The organism is Klebsiella sp. X1-16S-Nf21 (assembly GCF_002837615.1).
Lineage (GTDB): Bacteria > Pseudomonadota > Gammaproteobacteria > Enterobacterales > Enterobacteriaceae > Klebsiella > Klebsiella variicola.
The window spans coordinates 72,896-86,765 of the sequence record NZ_PJDK01000018.1 but is presented as its reverse complement, the minus strand read 5'-3'; the positions used below and the strand labels follow the sequence as shown (position 1 = coordinate 86,765).

18 protein-coding genes and 1 pseudogene are annotated in these 13,870 nt (G+C 49.3%); 6 read left to right on the top strand and 13 right to left on the bottom strand.

Features of this window, described 5'->3' with window-relative positions:
• The 6 genes from cydB to CW267_RS10895 form a co-directional block, all read right to left on the bottom strand.
• Positions 1-715, bottom strand: a 715-nt coding sequence (gene cydB / locus CW267_RS10920) for a cytochrome d ubiquinol oxidase subunit II (protein ID WP_101148625.1), incomplete at its 3' end; no start/stop codon positions are given.
• Complete coding sequence (locus CW267_RS10915; RefSeq protein WP_012542145.1) at positions 712-2,118, bottom strand: cytochrome ubiquinol oxidase subunit I; 1,407 nt, start codon at positions 2,116-2,118, stop codon at positions 712-714. The genes cydB and CW267_RS10915, both read right to left, overlap by 4 nt.
• A 55-nt stretch (positions 2,119-2,173) precedes the next feature.
• Positions 2,174-3,061, bottom strand: coding sequence for a manganese catalase family protein (locus CW267_RS10910; protein ID WP_043875502.1), 888 nt, complete (start codon positions 3,059-3,061; stop codon positions 2,174-2,176).
• Positions 3,062-3,077: 16 nt separating this feature from the next.
• Positions 3,078-3,584: a ferritin-like domain-containing protein gene (locus CW267_RS10905; protein ID WP_008807706.1), complete on the bottom strand. Its 507-nt coding sequence runs from the start codon at positions 3,582-3,584 to the stop codon at positions 3,078-3,080.
• Positions 3,585-3,610: 26 nt separating this feature from the next.
• Positions 3,611-4,105, bottom strand: coding sequence for a ferritin-like domain-containing protein (locus CW267_RS10900; RefSeq protein WP_008807707.1), 495 nt, complete (start codon positions 4,103-4,105; stop codon positions 3,611-3,613).
• An 89-nt stretch (positions 4,106-4,194) separates the two neighbouring features.
• The gene (locus tag CW267_RS10895; protein WP_004150795.1) at positions 4,195-4,380 is read right to left on the bottom strand and encodes a general stress protein; all 186 of its coding nucleotides are present in this window, start codon (positions 4,378-4,380) and stop codon (positions 4,195-4,197) included.
• A gap of 610 nt (positions 4,381-4,990) precedes the next feature.
• Here CW267_RS10895 and CW267_RS10890 point away from each other — a divergent pair.
• Together CW267_RS10890 and CW267_RS10885 are read left to right on the top strand one after the other, a co-directional pair.
• Entirely contained in the window at positions 4,991-6,184 is a 1,194-nt protein-coding gene (locus tag CW267_RS10890; protein ID WP_064160807.1) for a zinc-dependent alcohol dehydrogenase, read from the top strand.
• A 53-nt stretch (positions 6,185-6,237) separates the two neighbouring features.
• Complete coding sequence (locus CW267_RS10885; RefSeq protein ID WP_072023763.1) at positions 6,238-6,429, top strand: DUF1272 domain-containing protein; 192 nt, start codon at positions 6,238-6,240, stop codon at positions 6,427-6,429.
• Between the two features lie 44 nt (positions 6,430-6,473).
• Here CW267_RS10885 and CW267_RS10880 read toward each other — a convergent pair whose 3' ends face one another.
• The gene (locus CW267_RS10880; RefSeq protein ID WP_100781347.1) at positions 6,474-7,019 is read right to left on the bottom strand and encodes a cysteine hydrolase family protein; all 546 of its coding nucleotides are present in this window, start codon (positions 7,017-7,019) and stop codon (positions 6,474-6,476) included.
• Between the two features lie 321 nt (positions 7,020-7,340).
• Between CW267_RS10880 and CW267_RS10875 the strand changes: the two genes are divergently transcribed.
• From CW267_RS10875 to CW267_RS10860, 4 genes are all read left to right on the top strand, one after another.
• The gene (locus tag CW267_RS10875; RefSeq protein WP_046622288.1) at positions 7,341-7,814 is read left to right on the top strand and encodes an OsmC family protein; all 474 of its coding nucleotides are present in this window, start codon (positions 7,341-7,343) and stop codon (positions 7,812-7,814) included.
• A 136-nt stretch (positions 7,815-7,950) separates the two neighbouring features.
• Positions 7,951-8,274, top strand: coding sequence for an antibiotic biosynthesis monooxygenase family protein (locus tag CW267_RS10870; protein ID WP_008807712.1), 324 nt, complete (start codon positions 7,951-7,953; stop codon positions 8,272-8,274).
• Positions 8,267-8,659 (top strand): amino acid-binding protein, encoded by a 393-nt coding sequence (locus CW267_RS10865; RefSeq protein ID WP_012542152.1) that lies wholly within the window; start codon positions 8,267-8,269, stop codon positions 8,657-8,659. Before CW267_RS10870 ends, CW267_RS10865 begins: the two co-directional genes overlap by 8 nt.
• A complete protein-coding gene (locus tag CW267_RS10860) occupies positions 8,656-9,369 on the top strand; it encodes an ArsR/SmtB family transcription factor (RefSeq protein WP_012968544.1) in 714 nt (237 codons plus the stop codon). Before CW267_RS10865 ends, CW267_RS10860 begins: the two co-directional genes overlap by 4 nt.
• A 337-nt stretch (positions 9,370-9,706) precedes the next feature.
• On the opposite strand, the gene CW267_RS10855 is transcribed toward CW267_RS10860, so the two are convergent.
• The 6 genes and pseudogenes from CW267_RS10855 to CW267_RS10830 form a co-directional block, all read right to left on the bottom strand.
• On the bottom strand, positions 9,707-10,180 hold the full coding sequence (locus tag CW267_RS10855) for a hypothetical protein (RefSeq protein WP_100781346.1): 474 nt from the start codon (positions 10,178-10,180) through the stop codon (positions 9,707-9,709).
• Complete coding sequence (locus CW267_RS10850; protein WP_032730034.1) at positions 10,177-10,515, bottom strand: hypothetical protein; 339 nt, start codon at positions 10,513-10,515, stop codon at positions 10,177-10,179. The genes CW267_RS10855 and CW267_RS10850 overlap by 4 nt, the downstream gene beginning before the upstream one ends.
• Positions 10,516-10,913: 398 nt before the next feature.
• Positions 10,914-11,081 (bottom strand): annotated as a pseudogene (locus CW267_RS10845) (isocitrate/isopropylmalate family dehydrogenase); the annotation flags it as partial.
• A gap of 317 nt (positions 11,082-11,398) precedes the next feature.
• Positions 11,399-11,722, bottom strand: coding sequence for a hypothetical protein (locus CW267_RS10840; RefSeq protein ID WP_100781345.1), 324 nt, complete (start codon positions 11,720-11,722; stop codon positions 11,399-11,401).
• A gap of 5 nt (positions 11,723-11,727) precedes the next feature.
• Complete coding sequence (locus tag CW267_RS10835; protein ID WP_100781344.1) at positions 11,728-12,420, bottom strand: EAL domain-containing protein; 693 nt, start codon at positions 12,418-12,420, stop codon at positions 11,728-11,730.
• A gap of 356 nt (positions 12,421-12,776) precedes the next feature.
• Positions 12,777-13,835, bottom strand: a complete 1,059-nt coding sequence (locus CW267_RS10830; RefSeq protein ID WP_100781343.1) for a diguanylate cyclase — start codon at positions 13,833-13,835, stop codon at positions 12,777-12,779.
• Positions 13,836-13,870 lie beyond the last annotated feature (35 nt).

The following is a 13,870-nucleotide window of genomic DNA, read 5'->3' as shown; positions in this document are numbered from 1 at the left end:
GAATCGGCACCGGCACGAACCAGAAGAAATTGGGTAGCGTAAACCAGCGCTCCGCCACATAGCGCCAGCCCAACGGCGTCCAGACGCTGACCACCGCGATCACCACCATCAGTGCCAGCAGCACCTTGCGGGTCAGCTCGCGCATCCGCTGCTGCAGCGCGCCTTCGCTTTTCATGATCAGCCACGTGGTGCCGAGCAGCAGATAGGCCACCACCAGCCCCAGACCGCAGAACAGGTTAAAGGGGGTAAGCCAGTCCAGCGTTGAACCGGCGAAGCGGCGGTCAGCCACCGCAAAGCCGTTGATAAACGCGCCGACGACAATCCCCTGGCTGAAGGTCGCCAGCAGCGAGCCGCCGGCGAAGGCATAATCCCAGAAGGTACGATGCGAGGGAACCGCTTTAAAACGAAACTCAAACGCCACGCCGCGAAAAATCAGGCCGATGAGCATCGCCGTCAGCGGGATGACCAGCGCATCGGTGATCACCGCATAGGCCAGCGGAAAGGCGCCGAACAGCCCAGCCCCGCCGAGTACCAGCCAGGTTTCATTTCCATCCCAGACGGGCGCCACGCTGTTGACCATCACATCGCGCTCTTCGCCATCATGCACCACGCTGAACAGCATCCCAATACCTAAATCGAAACCATCCATCACGATATACATCAGCGTGGCGAAGACGATGATGACAAACCAAATCACCGAGATATCGATGCTCATGATGCGTTCTCCTCATCACGCACCGGCTCTGCCGCCGAGAGCGGACGCGCCGGGGTGCCTGCGGTTTGCGAGGTCAGCTCCGTCACCGGTTGCGGCCCTTTTTTAATCAGCCGGAAAATATAGTAATACCCCACGCCAAATACCGCGCAGTAGACCACGATAAACACCAGCAGGCTGATGGCCATCTGCAGCGTGCTGTGCAACGACACCGCATCCCGGGTGCGCAGCAAGCCGTAGATCACCCACGGCTGGCGGCCCATCTCGGTAGTCACCCACCCGGCGACCAGGGCAATAAGGCCGGCAGGCCCCATGCAGAGCGCAAACCACTGAAAGGGACGCGAGTGATACAGTCGCCGCCGATAGCGCAGCCAGGCGCTGCAGATCCCTAAGGCGATCATCAATACGCCCATCCCAACCATGATGCGAAACGACCAGAAAACGGCGGGCGAATAGGGTCGGTCCTCTTTCGGGAAGTCTTTCAGCGCCGGCACCTGCTTATGCAGACTGTGAGTGAGGATCAGGCTGCCGAGAGCGGGGATCTCGAGGCCATAGCGGGTGCGCTCCTGTTCCATATCCGGCAGGCCAAACAGCAGCAGCGGCGTGGCCTCGCCGGGTCGGTTTTCCCAGTGCCCCTCGATGGCGGCGATCTTCGCTGGCTGATGCTCAAGGGTGTTAAGACCATGCATATCCCCCACCACCGCCTGGATTGGCGCTACCAGCAGCGCCATCCACATCGCCATCGACAGCATTTTGCGGATGGCCGGCGAGTCGTTGCCGCGCAGAAGATGCCACGCGGCAGAGGCCCCGACGAACATGGCGCTGCTGAGAAACGCGGCTATCGCCATATGAAACAAACGATACGGGAACGAGGGGTTAAAGATAATCGCCAGCCAGTCCTGCGGAATGAGATGGCCATTTTCGATGGTAAAACCCTGCGGCGTCTGCATCCAGCTGTTGGAGGCGAGGATCCAGAAAGTGGAGACCAGGGTGCCAAGCGCCACCATGCAGGTAGTAAAAAAATGCAGCGCCGGCGGCACCTTATTCCAGCCAAATAGCATCACCCCGAGGAATCCCGCTTCGAGGAAAAAGGCAGTCAGCACTTCGTACAGCAGCAGCGGGCCGGTTATGCTGCCAGCAAACTGGGAAAATCCGCTCCAGTTGGTGCCGAACTGATAGGACATCACTAATCCGGAGACCACACCCATCCCAAAATTGACGGCGAAAATTTTCAGCCAGAAATTGTAGAGTGAGCGCCAGACGTTATCCCGGGTTCGCAGCCACATCCCCTCAAGCACCACAAGGTAGCTGGCAAGGCCGATGGTGATGGCCGGAAAGAGGATATGGAAGGAAACGGTAAAGGCGAATTGCAATCGGGCCAGATGAAACGCGTCGAATTCAAACATATTCCGCACCCATCATTGTGAATCGCCCCGGCCGCAGCCGGGGCTCATGCGAACATCACTTAGCCGATGAGGAAGTGTTTTGCTTACCGGCGCCGAGTTCGGCGCCGGTCAAAGGATCGCCCTGCGGGTCAGACTGCGTTCGCTTCAGCATCGCTTTGCACAGCGCTTCCTGCTCTGGCGTCAGGCCGACAGTAGCGCCGCCATCTCCGCCATCCACGGCCGGCTGCGGATCCTTGACATAATCGAAGTGTTTGTCACTGTTCCAGCTGCCGCGTACTTCTCCACCTTCAGACATATTGTAGTAGGTGTTAGCGTACTCGCTAATGGGCGGCAGTTTGCCCGGAGGATAGTTGTTGCGAATCGACTGCAGCGCCTTCTCAAAAGAGAGCTGATGCGCCGCTTCGCGGGTCATCAGGAACGCCAGCGCGTCTTTCACGCCGGGATCGTCGGTCACGTTAATCAGGCGTTCATAGACGATCTTCGCCCTCGCCTCCGCCGCGACATTCGACCGCAGGTCGGCGGTGGGTTCGCCGATAGTATCAATGTAGGCCGCCGTCCACGGCACGCCCGCCGAGTTGGTCAGCGGGGGACCGCCGCCGTACAGCAGCGAGGTAATGTGGCTGTCATTGCCGTTGGCGGTGAGTGAACGATAAAGTTCCGCCTCGCTCTCGGTGCCCTCAGCCAGAGCTCCTTTGGCGCCTTTATTCAGCATGCCGACCAGGGTGCCAATGATCTCCAGATGGCTCAGCTCCTCTGTCGCGATATCCATTAGCATGTCTTTGCGGCCGGGATCGTCATCGCTTAATCCCTGGGTGAAATAACGACACGCGGCGGCCAGCTCGCCCTGAGGGCCGCCAAACTGTTCGAGCAGTAAATTCGCGAGCCCCGGATTGGGTTCAGCAACGCGCACGGTATACTGCAGTTGTTTCACATGACGAAACATAGGCCTGCCTCCTGGGTTATTTTTTCGCTTCTACGCCGTCAGCATCTGAACGCAGGAGAAACTGCTCCGTGGTCTGAGGAATATGTTTGATCAGCCAGTCGGCCATTTCCCGCTCTTCCGCCAGGATAGCCTCAATAGCCGGGATGGAGGCGGTGTCGCCCGCTTTTTCAGCCGCCGCCAGCAGAGAGGTGTAGCAGGCGATCTCAAATTGTTCGAAGACGTACCCGCTGATCGAGCCTTTGACGATTTCATCGGAAGGAAACATTCCGCCGATGGACTGGCCGAGAGCCGCCATTTTACTCATCGAATCTTTAATCACCGAGCGCGAAATGTCGTTGCGGTCGAGGATCTCTTCCAGCACGGTAATTTGCCGTTTGGTCTCATTAATATGCTGTTCAATTCTGGCACGGAGATCCGGATAATTATCGATACGGCCAGCCATCGATTCCAGCATGGATTCTGCCTGCTTTTCCATGGCATGCGCATCGCGTAGCCAGTCATGATAATGTTCAACATGATTCATGGTCATTTCCTCGTGTCAGGGAGCGTTTATTTTTCCGCTTTTTTATTAATGTTACCTACCGCCAAATCGGTTAATTTAACGTCGGTTTGCTTTTCTTCTTCCAGCGTTTCGGCCAGCAATTTGACCGCTTTTTTATAGCCCAGCTGTTCTGCCAGGGTGACCAGGGTGCCGTAACTGGCAATTTCGTAATGCTCGACCTTTTGCGCAGCGGCAATTAGCGCAGCATCTCGTACCTCATTTTTTTCCGTGCTCTCAACGACTTCATTGGCCTCTTCGATTAATCCTTCCATGGCCACGCATTTCATGCGTTTGATTTTCAGGCCGGATTCCTGCTCAATAATTTGGTCAATACGTTCAATCTGGCCCTGGGTTTCTTCGAGATGAGCATTGAACGCCGCGCTGAGTTTTTCACTGGACGCCGCTCTGGCCAGTTTAGCCAGCCCGCGGGTTAATTGTTTCTCTGCGCTGTAGGTATCTGAGAGCAGGTGAATAAATACATCTTCAATGCTTTTCATATTCATAGAAATACCTTCTGGAGTCAGAAAATAACTGCGAGTCTATACAGACTCGCAGGAGATACTTTCACTTCAGGGTGCAAGGAAAAGGATAATCAGGAATTATCGGACTTGCGGCCACCGCCGTGGCTGTTTTGTCCGCCTTTTTTACCCGCTTCGGACGCACGCTGCGGATCATTTTTAAAGTTCCCGCCGCTGTGCTGACCACCTTTACGACCTGCTTCAGAAGCTTTTTCACGGTCTTCAGCAAAATTACCGGAACCACCACGATGCTCTGCCATATTTCACCTCATGTATATCGGTTATGTCAGTACGATACGAAAATATTCCGTATCACTCGTCGTTCGATATTTAACTCTAGCGGGTAATGCTGGTTAGTCAAATTATTATTCCGTTTTCCCGACGTCTTTCAGCAGTAATTCGGAATAATTCTACAACACACATTAAAAATAACCAGACGGCACATCACCGCTAACTTACTGTGTGCGGGGAAATAATACCTGCAGCCCTCGTATTATCGATACAATCGGAGTACTCCTGTTGAGGTATATAACGAAGCGGCGCGGCGAGGCTTCGTCGGCATGAAATTCAGAACTTTTCTAAAGATAACCAATAAAAAAAGCCGCTGGGGGAGCGGCTATCAAATAAAAAAATGGAGCGAATATCATGCCTGATTAAGGCTAGCCTTCTTCATCCGAATATGCAAATAACCCAACAAACCAAACGTGAAATAAGCGAAGCGTAAAATACACCCAACAACTGAAATATCACGCAGTTCCATTACTTGTACTCTACGCTTTATTTTTACGGTGGTTTATCGGTGGCCATCGCGTCAGGTCAATATGCCTTTGCGCCTGATGCGGTCAGCCGTTCTCTCCAGGAGAATATGCAATGAAAGCACTCACTTATCATGGTCCCCATCATGTCAGCGTCGACACCATGCCCGACCCGGCCCTTGAGGCGCCGGACGATATTATACTGCGCGTCACCGCGACGGCGATTTGCGGTTCCGATCTTCATCTTTACCGCGGAAAGATCCCCGGCACGCACCACGGCGATATTTTCGGCCATGAATTTATGGGGGAAGTGGTGGAAGCGGGTTCCGAGGTCACCGCGGTCCGCAAAGGCGACCGGGTGGTTATCCCGTTTGTGATCGCCTGCGGAGACTGCTTCTTTTGTCGCCTGCAGCAGTATGCCGCCTGCGAAAGCACCAATAGCGGCCAGGGGGCAACGCTCAACCGAAAAGGCATTTCGCCACCGGCGGCCCTGTTTGGCTATAGCGATTTGTACGGCGGCATCCCGGGCGGCCAGGCTGAATATGTACGGGTCCCCAAAGCCAATACCGGTCCATTTAAAGTGCCCGCCACCTTACCCGATGAAAAGGTGCTGTTTCTGTCAGATATTCTGCCCACCGCCTGGCAGGCAGTAAAAAACGCCGAGGTCAAACCCGGCAGCAGCGTGGCTATTTTTGGCGCCGGCCCGGTAGGCCTGCTGTGCGCCTCCTGCGCCAGGCTCAATGGCGCAGAGCAGATATTTATCATCGATCATAACGATTACCGACTCGATTTCGCGCAGCAGCGCTATGGCGCGATCCCGATAAACTTCGACACCCATGACGACCCGGCGCAGTGGATTATCGATAACACGCCGGGACATCGTGGCGTCGACGCGGTGATTGACGCCGTGGGCTTCGAGGCGAAAGGCAGCCTCACGGAAACCGTCCTCAGCAACCTGAAAATCGAGGGCAGCAGCGGAAAAGCCCTGCGCCAGTGCATCGCCGCCGTGCGCCGCGGCGGTATCGTCAGCGTGCCCGGGGTTTACGCCGGTTTCATTCATGGGTTTATGTTTGGTGATGCCTTTGATAAGGGGCTGACCTTCAGGATGGGGCAAACCCACGTCCATGCCTGGCTGCCGGACCTGCTGGCGCTGATTGAGCAAGGGCTGCTCACCCCTGAGGAGATCGTCACTCACCATATGCCGCTGGAGGAGGCCGCGCGCGGCTATCAGATCTTTGAGAAACGCGAAGAGGCATGCCGCAAAGTCATCCTTGTGCCGGGGATGCAGCCCGGGAAGGCAACGCTTTGAGGCGGAAGTTAATCCGCCCTCGCTGATACAGCCGTTAACCACAGGAGAAGTTAATGCTCGAGTTACGCCCGAATTGCGAATGCTGTGATAAAGATCTGCCGCCAGACTCACCCGAGGCGTTTATCTGCTCGTTCGAGTGTACTTTTTGCCGGGACTGCATGACGGCGCGGCTGCACGGTCGTTGCCCAAACTGCGGCGGCACCCCGCCTCCACCCTGCGCCGCCATGCACAGTAAAACCGGATGAACTGGCGTGGCAAACGGGAGCCATCGAGCTCCCTTTCTTCATCCTTATTTCTCTGCAGAAAAGTGCCACTCTGCGGCGGTCGATAGCGTCACAAATGGCCCGGCAAGCGTGATATTGTGATGGCCGATAATGTCAGGCGCTGACAACCGTTCGTTATCCATGGTTGAGTGCGCATCCGAGATCAGCACCGTCCGCCATCCCAGCGCCGATGCCGCACGGCAGGTCGTGTCCACGCAGAATTCGGTTTTCATCCCGGCAATAACCAGCTGTTTTACGCCGGCCTGGGCGAGCCGATGCGCAAGGTCAGTGTGCTGGAAACAGGAGGGGTACCTTTTAATAAAGACGATATCCCGCTCGCCGTTAACACCCATCTCAGGCAGCAGTTGGGTTAATGGACTTTGTGCTGAGAACGGAGAATCGTCCGGCCCGGTATGGCTGGCAAAGAAGACGGGCACCTCAGCCTGTCTCGCTTTTTCAATCAGCAGGCAAACGTTCGCCAGAAGCGCATCGGCCTGATACGGAGAAACCGGGCCATGGAAAAGCCCCTGCTGCATATCGATAATTAAAAGGGCATGCTCAGATGAAATCATGATGGGTCTCCATTCAGTGTGTCACGAACGGAGAGGTCTCTCCCCGTCCACATTGGCGGGGAGTGAGGATCTGTTTGTCAGGAGCCGGTCACAGATACGCCCACACCACCGCAGGTTACGGTCGTGGTGGTGGTGACGGTGGTGGTTGGCTGCACTGACGTAATCATTATCTGACCTTCACTGATTCCTTACCGATAAAAGATAAGCACGATTAAAACGGCTCTTTTCTTATAGCATTGAGCAGATACGGATGGCAATTTATGCGCGATCAACGCAGCCGCCAGCATATAAATCCCCCCTCCACAGAGAAAAGGCAAATCTATGCAACATGCTTATACCAGCAATATCACATGGACCGGCAATCAGGGCACGGGTACTTCGGGTTACAAGGCTTATGCCCGGACCTGGGATATCGCGGTAAAGGGAAAAGAACCCATTCATTGTTCAAATGACCCATTACTGGGCGGCGATCCCGGCAAAATGAACCCGGAAGATCTCCTGCTCTCTTCTCTTTCAGCCTGTCACATGCTGTGGTACTTACATCTGGCCTCCGATGCCGGCATTACGGTCATGGAATATCAGGACTCACCGGTGGCAATGGGTGAAGTATTAAAAGGGGGCGCGGGTCGCTTTATTTCTGCCACCCTCAGGCCGAAAATCACCGTACTACCAGGTACCGATCTCGACGCCGCCACGGCCATTCATCAGCAGATCCATCACGTCTGTTTTATCGCCCGTTCGGTCAATTTCCCGGTCAGTTACCAGCCTGAATTTATTATCTTTAACGCAGAGTAACGCGTTTCTGAAGGGTAATCCGGTGCGCAGGGACGGCGGCTGAGGGTATCCCCCCTCAGCCATACTTCGCTGCAGACCGAAGCATTCTGCTGTGGCCGTCAGTAGACTGCAGGGACATTCACCACGGAGCAGACTGATGATTGCGGTACTTTTTGAAGCCGACGCCTTACCAGAAGCACAGGAAAGATATTTACAGCTTGCGGCCGGGCTGACGCCTTTGCTTTCAGACACGCCGGGGTTTATTGCCATTGAGCGCTTTCAGAGCCTGAGTACGCCCGGCAAAATCCTCTCGCTATCCTGGTGGGAAGATGAAGCATCGGTGGCCAACTGGCAGCAAAATGAGCGGCATCTGGCTGCCCAGCGCGAAGGCAAAGCATCGATTTTTTCATACTACAGAATACGCGTCGCCCGCGTGTTCCGGGATTACGCATCGGATCGGGGAGCACAGTCAGATGTATGACATTCACGTGATTCTCAGCAACACGCCGGGCTCGCTTGGCGCAATGGGTATGGCGCTGGGTAACAACGGCGTGGGGCTCGAAGGCGGTGGCGTATTCACCACGCCTGATGCCGGACATGCGCATTTTCTGGTGGAAGACGGTGAGAAAGCCCGCAGGGTACTGACCGAGGCCGGTTTTGCCGTCAGCAGCGTATGCCGACCTCTGATCAGAAAGTTACCTCAGGAACGACCTGGGGAACTGGGAGACATCGCAGACACCCTGGCCCGCAATGGCATTAATATTCTGGTACAGTACAGCGACCACCGTAACCGGCTCATTCTCATTACCGATGATGACACCCGGGCAGCGGAAGTGACCAAAAAATGGGCCATACTTTCTGAATGAATCTCCTGAAAACGCAGCAAGACAGTGAGCCAGAGGAGGCGCTGGAAACCGCTATGGCGATGGTGGCCTCCGCCCTCTCTGACCCGTCAAGGGTCAGTATTCTGTGCGCGCTGATGGATGGGCGCGCATGGACGGCAACCGAACTCAGTACGGTTGCCGAGGTGTCTGCCTCCACCACCAGCGGGCATCTTGCCCGACTGCTCAGCAACGGGCTGGTGGTGTGTCTCGCGCAGGGGCGTCACCGCTATTACCGCCTGGCGGGCGCGCATATCGCCGCGCTGCTGGAAAACCTGATGGGCGTCTCTATGCAGGCGCATAAGACGCTTCTCCCCAGCACCCCGGTTAATCTTCGTTACGCACGCACCTGCTACGACCATCTGGCGGGCGAGCTGGCGGTGAACATTTATGAATTTATGCTGCGGGAAAAATGGCTGGCGGCCGATGGACTGGCCCTGACATCAGCCGGTAAAGCCCAGCTTGAACGCCTTGGCGCAGTACTGAACACCCGCCCGCGACGTAAGCCTTGCTGCCCCTGTCTTGACTGGAGTGAAAGACGTTTTCATCTGGGCGGCGATGCCGGTTCGTCGCTGATGGCGCTGTTTGAGCAGAAAGGATGGATAACCCGCACGCCGGGATATCGGGAAGTGCAAGTGACGGATAGCGGCAGAGCGGCGCTGTCCCGGCTGTTTAATCTGAAAGTGAGCGGATAGCGTATTGCTTTTCAGTCACCCATTTGGCGCCTTACCGTTCGGCGCGGTTTTAACCTGCATTTTCTCCCCGAACTCACCCTCTAACTTTGGTGCATCTGTTTGCATGTCCGCATAAATTCCGCACCTCTATGTCGGGGAACGTGTGACGGGGGATTAAGGGCGCCATGTGAGGATAAGCTAATCTGTGCTCATTCCTAACCAGAAACAAATAATATGTTTCACTACCTCTTCTATAATAAATTTAAAATCAATAAGTTAAACCTGTTCAGTAAGATTAATTTTTTATATTTTAATCTAAAAACAATAACTTGCCAAATCCCGACTCTTGTCGAAACTGTCAGTGATGATATGTTTCCCATTCCCGGTAAACCGATATAATTGACTGATATTTAGATGTGTCAGCAGGACTGAAGAAAAACTGCAACTCCTTATCTTCGTACAACTCTCTGATTGGAACGTGATAAGTTTTCTTAAACGTTTCCTTGTTTAGTTTTCCTTCACGATAACTCATACAGGCTTGATCATATGCATTGAGCCAAGTTTCTTGTGCTGAATTATAATTTTTGCTGATGATTGGATAGTTGACAGCAGAGCTATCAGCTTCTGCGTATTTCATCAATGCCTCGCGCAGCTGTACTGTTGCAGTAGCAATACTATTTGTAATCTGACTTTCGAGAGCAGCTTCCTGTAACTTCAGCGCTCTTTTGGAAATAACGTTTGCATTGCGATATTGAAGTGCTGAATAGATAGAAGCCACCAAAGCTATACATGAAAGCGTAAGCGTTACAATATTTAATTGTTCTTGATTCATGGTTTCGGTCCTTTTGCTACCATTCTCATCATTGCTAGTATTTCATCATTGCTAATGGATGAGCCTGATTTAGCTAACGCCTCATAATCCTCCCTACCACTGTAGTGTTCAAGGGCGATAACATCATCGTCATACCCCATGTCCGTCAGGGCCTTTTTTAGCTCTTCGAGCATACGAACCCGTTGATGCTCAGTAAGAGGGTTTCCACCTACTGTTAAAGTCTGAATTTCCATCCAGATTTTATTCAATTCTATCACTCGCATATCTCCATCTTTGCATTTAGATATGCGAGCAGCATATATTTCTGCTAATTCCTTATAAGTTTGGACTGCCATAGTATCTCTCCTTGATGTATGAATTAGAGTCTGTATAGATAAAGTAAGACTTCTTCATTGTATTGAAGAAAATTAGAAGAACAAGATTTTTAGGGAATTTCACCAATGCAACGCATTCTTTTTCGCTATGAATGTTTTTTTAAAGAAAAAGAGATTCTATATATACACTTCTGGCAATGGCAAACTGCCAAGATATTTCCTAACCTGATATTTTTCTGAGTTCATAACCCGGTCATGGCAAATACTTCAGTTAGAAAGGCAGCATTGAACTGGTTGACGTCGTGCAGCATGATATCTGTCACTACACGATCCGATGAGCACCTGGGGGAATCATTGACTGAAAATCAAAAAAAACGGGAGCCCATCGGCTCCCGCTTTTGCTTAATCCACCAAGGGGATTACATGTTCGCGATAATCGCGTCGCCAAACTCGCTACATTTCAGCAGTTTAGCGCCTTCCATCAGACGTTCGAAGTCATAGGTTACGGTCTTGGCGGCGATAGCGCCTTCCATGCCTTTGACGATCAGGTCTGCGGCTTCGAACCACTGCATGTGGCGCAGCAGTAGTTAACTAATAACATTATTACTTATTGATTTAAAAAGAAAAATAGGTATTTTTGATATGTGGTTAATGTTTTTAGCCTAAGCCCTAACCTATTGAAATTCATTAGTATATTTTCAGTTTTGATAACTGGCTTTGAGTTTTTCAGCTCATCTGGATAGTGAATTATTAGCCAATAATACTCACTCCCTGTGAGTCGGGTTAAATATTTCGGATGTTCTAATTCATGCTTTGAAAGCATTATAAAAATACTATAAAAAAGCCTCGAAATTCGAGGCTTTGATTGAAAGCGCCATCACTATAATATTATTTCAATAATTATCTACCATGTAATTATTGCTCTTTTCCAAACTATCTTCCCTTTTTTCTCTTCTTTTACATACAGAATCTTTTTCATAATAAAATAAAAAACAAGAGAAAGCGCAATTATAGTAATATATGCACCGATACCGAAAGATACCAGAAACACAACTAAGATTCCAAAGAGCGCTACCAGTAAAGACGTACCGATAGATACCAAATTAATTCTTTTGCGAGCGTCTCTTGATACATACCCTTTAATCTGAAATGCATGGCAACTGTGGCAGCGGTCCTCATTAATTAAATTTGCACCACAAAATGGACATTTATCATCTTTTGTTGTCATTTATTTTAAATCTCAATATAATAGTAATCACTCATCCACAACCTTCCCTGGCAAGCGCAATTAACAACAGAATGTACTTTATTTTTTTGTTCTATTGTCTCAACTCCCTCAACAATCACGAAATTGCAGTATGATTTTACTTTATTTATTACGTTAAAGAATTCGCTCTCACTCTGTATTTCCCAGAAATAATCTTTATCAATTTTTATACATTCAAAATTAAACATATCTATAATTGTTAAGCTTGTTAAGCCGCTCCCAAAATCATCCAGCCATACTGGACACAATTTTGAAAGACACTTTAAGTCAACCATAGAGCATTTAGTATTGAATTCATGAAAATGCTCGTTAATCTCAAAAGCAATGTTTTTTTGGTTTTTTAAGTAATCACCAATATATTTATCGTTCAAAATACAATCGCTAATAAGACTATCAACATTCAACGAAACTGGTTTGAACTTCAATTTTGATGTGTCAAGCCTTTCAATTGTCAATATCTGTTTCTTAAACACATCGATTTTTTCTTTATCGCTTAATGAAGTGAAACAAAAACCAACTTCATTAGCAAGGTAATCATTGCAATACTTTTCTTTAACATTTTTCGTGAGAATTTCCCAAGAATGAATAGAACCATCTTTTTTAAAAGATGGTTCTAAAACAAATCTACAGGAATCTATTTCCACACTGTTCTTTGTCATTAAAAAAACACCGGAACTAGGAATAATCCTAATCGTGTCATAATTAATAATGAAAGAGAAATAGTTTAAAATGATCGATAACGATCGAACAATAGGCGAAACCTATCACATTTCATAAATTGATCGATTATTCAAATCAAATGACTCAAAAGGGAAAATCAATTAACACGAGCCAGTCATTAATTATAATAAAATCATACAGTTAAGCGGTGACACTGATTTGGTGGCAGGTATCAAACGTTAGTTGAGATGGTGTCTGTGGTTCCGAATAAATTTATCCGTATTGGTAATGCCGATCATAAACTATCTTTAAAATTTATAAGCATAAAATCATGAGAAAAGAAATCATATCATCTTCAATTATTCGGCATGCAATATCCATTCTTCCCGTTACGTTTAACTTCATATAGCATTTCATCAGCCTCTTTGATCCACTCGATGATTGATTCTTTATTTTCTGCGCAAGAAACACCGATACTGACAGTACAGTAAATATCTTTGTGAGAAGGTAATGAAAGATCTTTAATATTTTTTTGAATTAAATGAACCATAGCTATAACAAGCTTGCTATTACTGTTGTTAACAATTATAGCCAACTCATCGCCACCAATTCTTGCTGGCACGTCCTTCTCACCAGCGCACTCTCGTAATATTGTTGATATACGAGATAACACCGCATCGCCTACTTCATGACCATAGGTATCATTAATTTTTTTAAAATTATCAACATCAATGAGCATAAGATATGAATGAATTCTTTTTTTACGCGTCGCACGAAAAGCACTTTCCATTTTCTGCTCAAAAAAACGGCGATTTGGAAGATCTAGACCAGGATCCATCAGGGCCTGCTTTTCCAGTAACTCCCTTCTTTTCCTCAACTTTATAGATAAATGTCTTGAAACTACACTCAATACAATGGGATAGCAGGTTGCCAAGGGTAAAGAAAGCAATACCGTTCGGGTACTGAATTCAATCGTATATCTGAAATCATTTGCTAACCAAACTGCCAGGAAACTAATCATCATACACGTTAATGCTGGTTTTAAAATTTTCCATCCACCAGCAGCATAGCGATCAGCTATTTGAACTGAAATTATGAATAATGATGGAATTGGACTAACTTGCATTACGGCTATCCAGATACCAGCCCAGAATGAATCGAGTACCATATTCTTTTTTTCAGTACTCAGCATATCCTTCGACATCATGCTTGCCAGATAAGCAACCGATGGCCAGATGAGTGCATTCAAAATTAACAGGGCTATCGTTATTTTTTGATGTGACTGTTCTTGGAGGACTGAATATATAGGAAGAAAGCAAAGAACGACACCTATCTGACGTAAAAAATATACTCGTTTAATAAACGATGAATTTCTGTCAGATATGTATTTTTCATCTGGGAATTTTGTTAACATAGAAAGCCTATTATAAATCACTAAGAACCGCTATC

Coding starts and splice junctions, on each gene's coding strand:
- CW267_RS10840 (WP_100781345.1), bottom strand. CDS start 11,722: ATGACAACAAAAGATGATAAATGTCCATTTTGTGGTGCAAATTTAATT.
- CW267_RS10895 (WP_004150795.1), bottom strand. CDS start 4,380: ATGGCAGAGCATCGTGGTGGTTCCGGTAATTTTGCTGAAGACCGTGAA.
- CW267_RS10900 (WP_008807707.1), bottom strand. CDS start 4,105: ATGAATATGAAAAGCATTGAAGATGTATTTATTCACCTGCTCTCAGAT.
- CW267_RS10915 (WP_012542145.1), bottom strand. CDS start 2,118: ATGTTTGAATTCGACGCGTTTCATCTGGCCCGATTGCAATTCGCCTTT.
- CW267_RS10905 (WP_008807706.1), bottom strand. CDS start 3,584: ATGAATCATGTTGAACATTATCATGACTGGCTACGCGATGCGCATGCC.
- CW267_RS10860 (WP_012968544.1), top strand. CDS start 8,656: ATGAATCTCCTGAAAACGCAGCAAGACAGTGAGCCAGAGGAGGCGCTG.
- CW267_RS10870 (WP_008807712.1), top strand. CDS start 7,951: ATGATTGCGGTACTTTTTGAAGCCGACGCCTTACCAGAAGCACAGGAA.
- CW267_RS10835 (WP_100781344.1), bottom strand. CDS start 12,420: ATGACAAAGAACAGTGTGGAAATAGATTCCTGTAGATTTGTTTTAGAA.
- CW267_RS10890 (WP_064160807.1), top strand. CDS start 4,991: ATGAAAGCACTCACTTATCATGGTCCCCATCATGTCAGCGTCGACACC.
- CW267_RS10880 (WP_100781347.1), bottom strand. CDS start 7,019: ATGATTTCATCTGAGCATGCCCTTTTAATTATCGATATGCAGCAGGGG.
- CW267_RS10910 (WP_043875502.1), bottom strand. CDS start 3,061: ATGTTTCGTCATGTGAAACAACTGCAGTATACCGTGCGCGTTGCTGAA.
- CW267_RS10850 (WP_032730034.1), bottom strand. CDS start 10,515: ATGGCAGTCCAAACTTATAAGGAATTAGCAGAAATATATGCTGCTCGC.
- CW267_RS10885 (WP_072023763.1), top strand. CDS start 6,238: ATGCTCGAGTTACGCCCGAATTGCGAATGCTGTGATAAAGATCTGCCG.
- CW267_RS10830 (WP_100781343.1), bottom strand. CDS start 13,835: ATGTTAACAAAATTCCCAGATGAAAAATACATATCTGACAGAAATTCA.
- CW267_RS10855 (WP_100781346.1), bottom strand. CDS start 10,180: ATGAATCAAGAACAATTAAATATTGTAACGCTTACGCTTTCATGTATA.
- CW267_RS10865 (WP_012542152.1), top strand. CDS start 8,267: ATGTATGACATTCACGTGATTCTCAGCAACACGCCGGGCTCGCTTGGC.
- CW267_RS10875 (WP_046622288.1), top strand. CDS start 7,341: ATGCAACATGCTTATACCAGCAATATCACATGGACCGGCAATCAGGGC.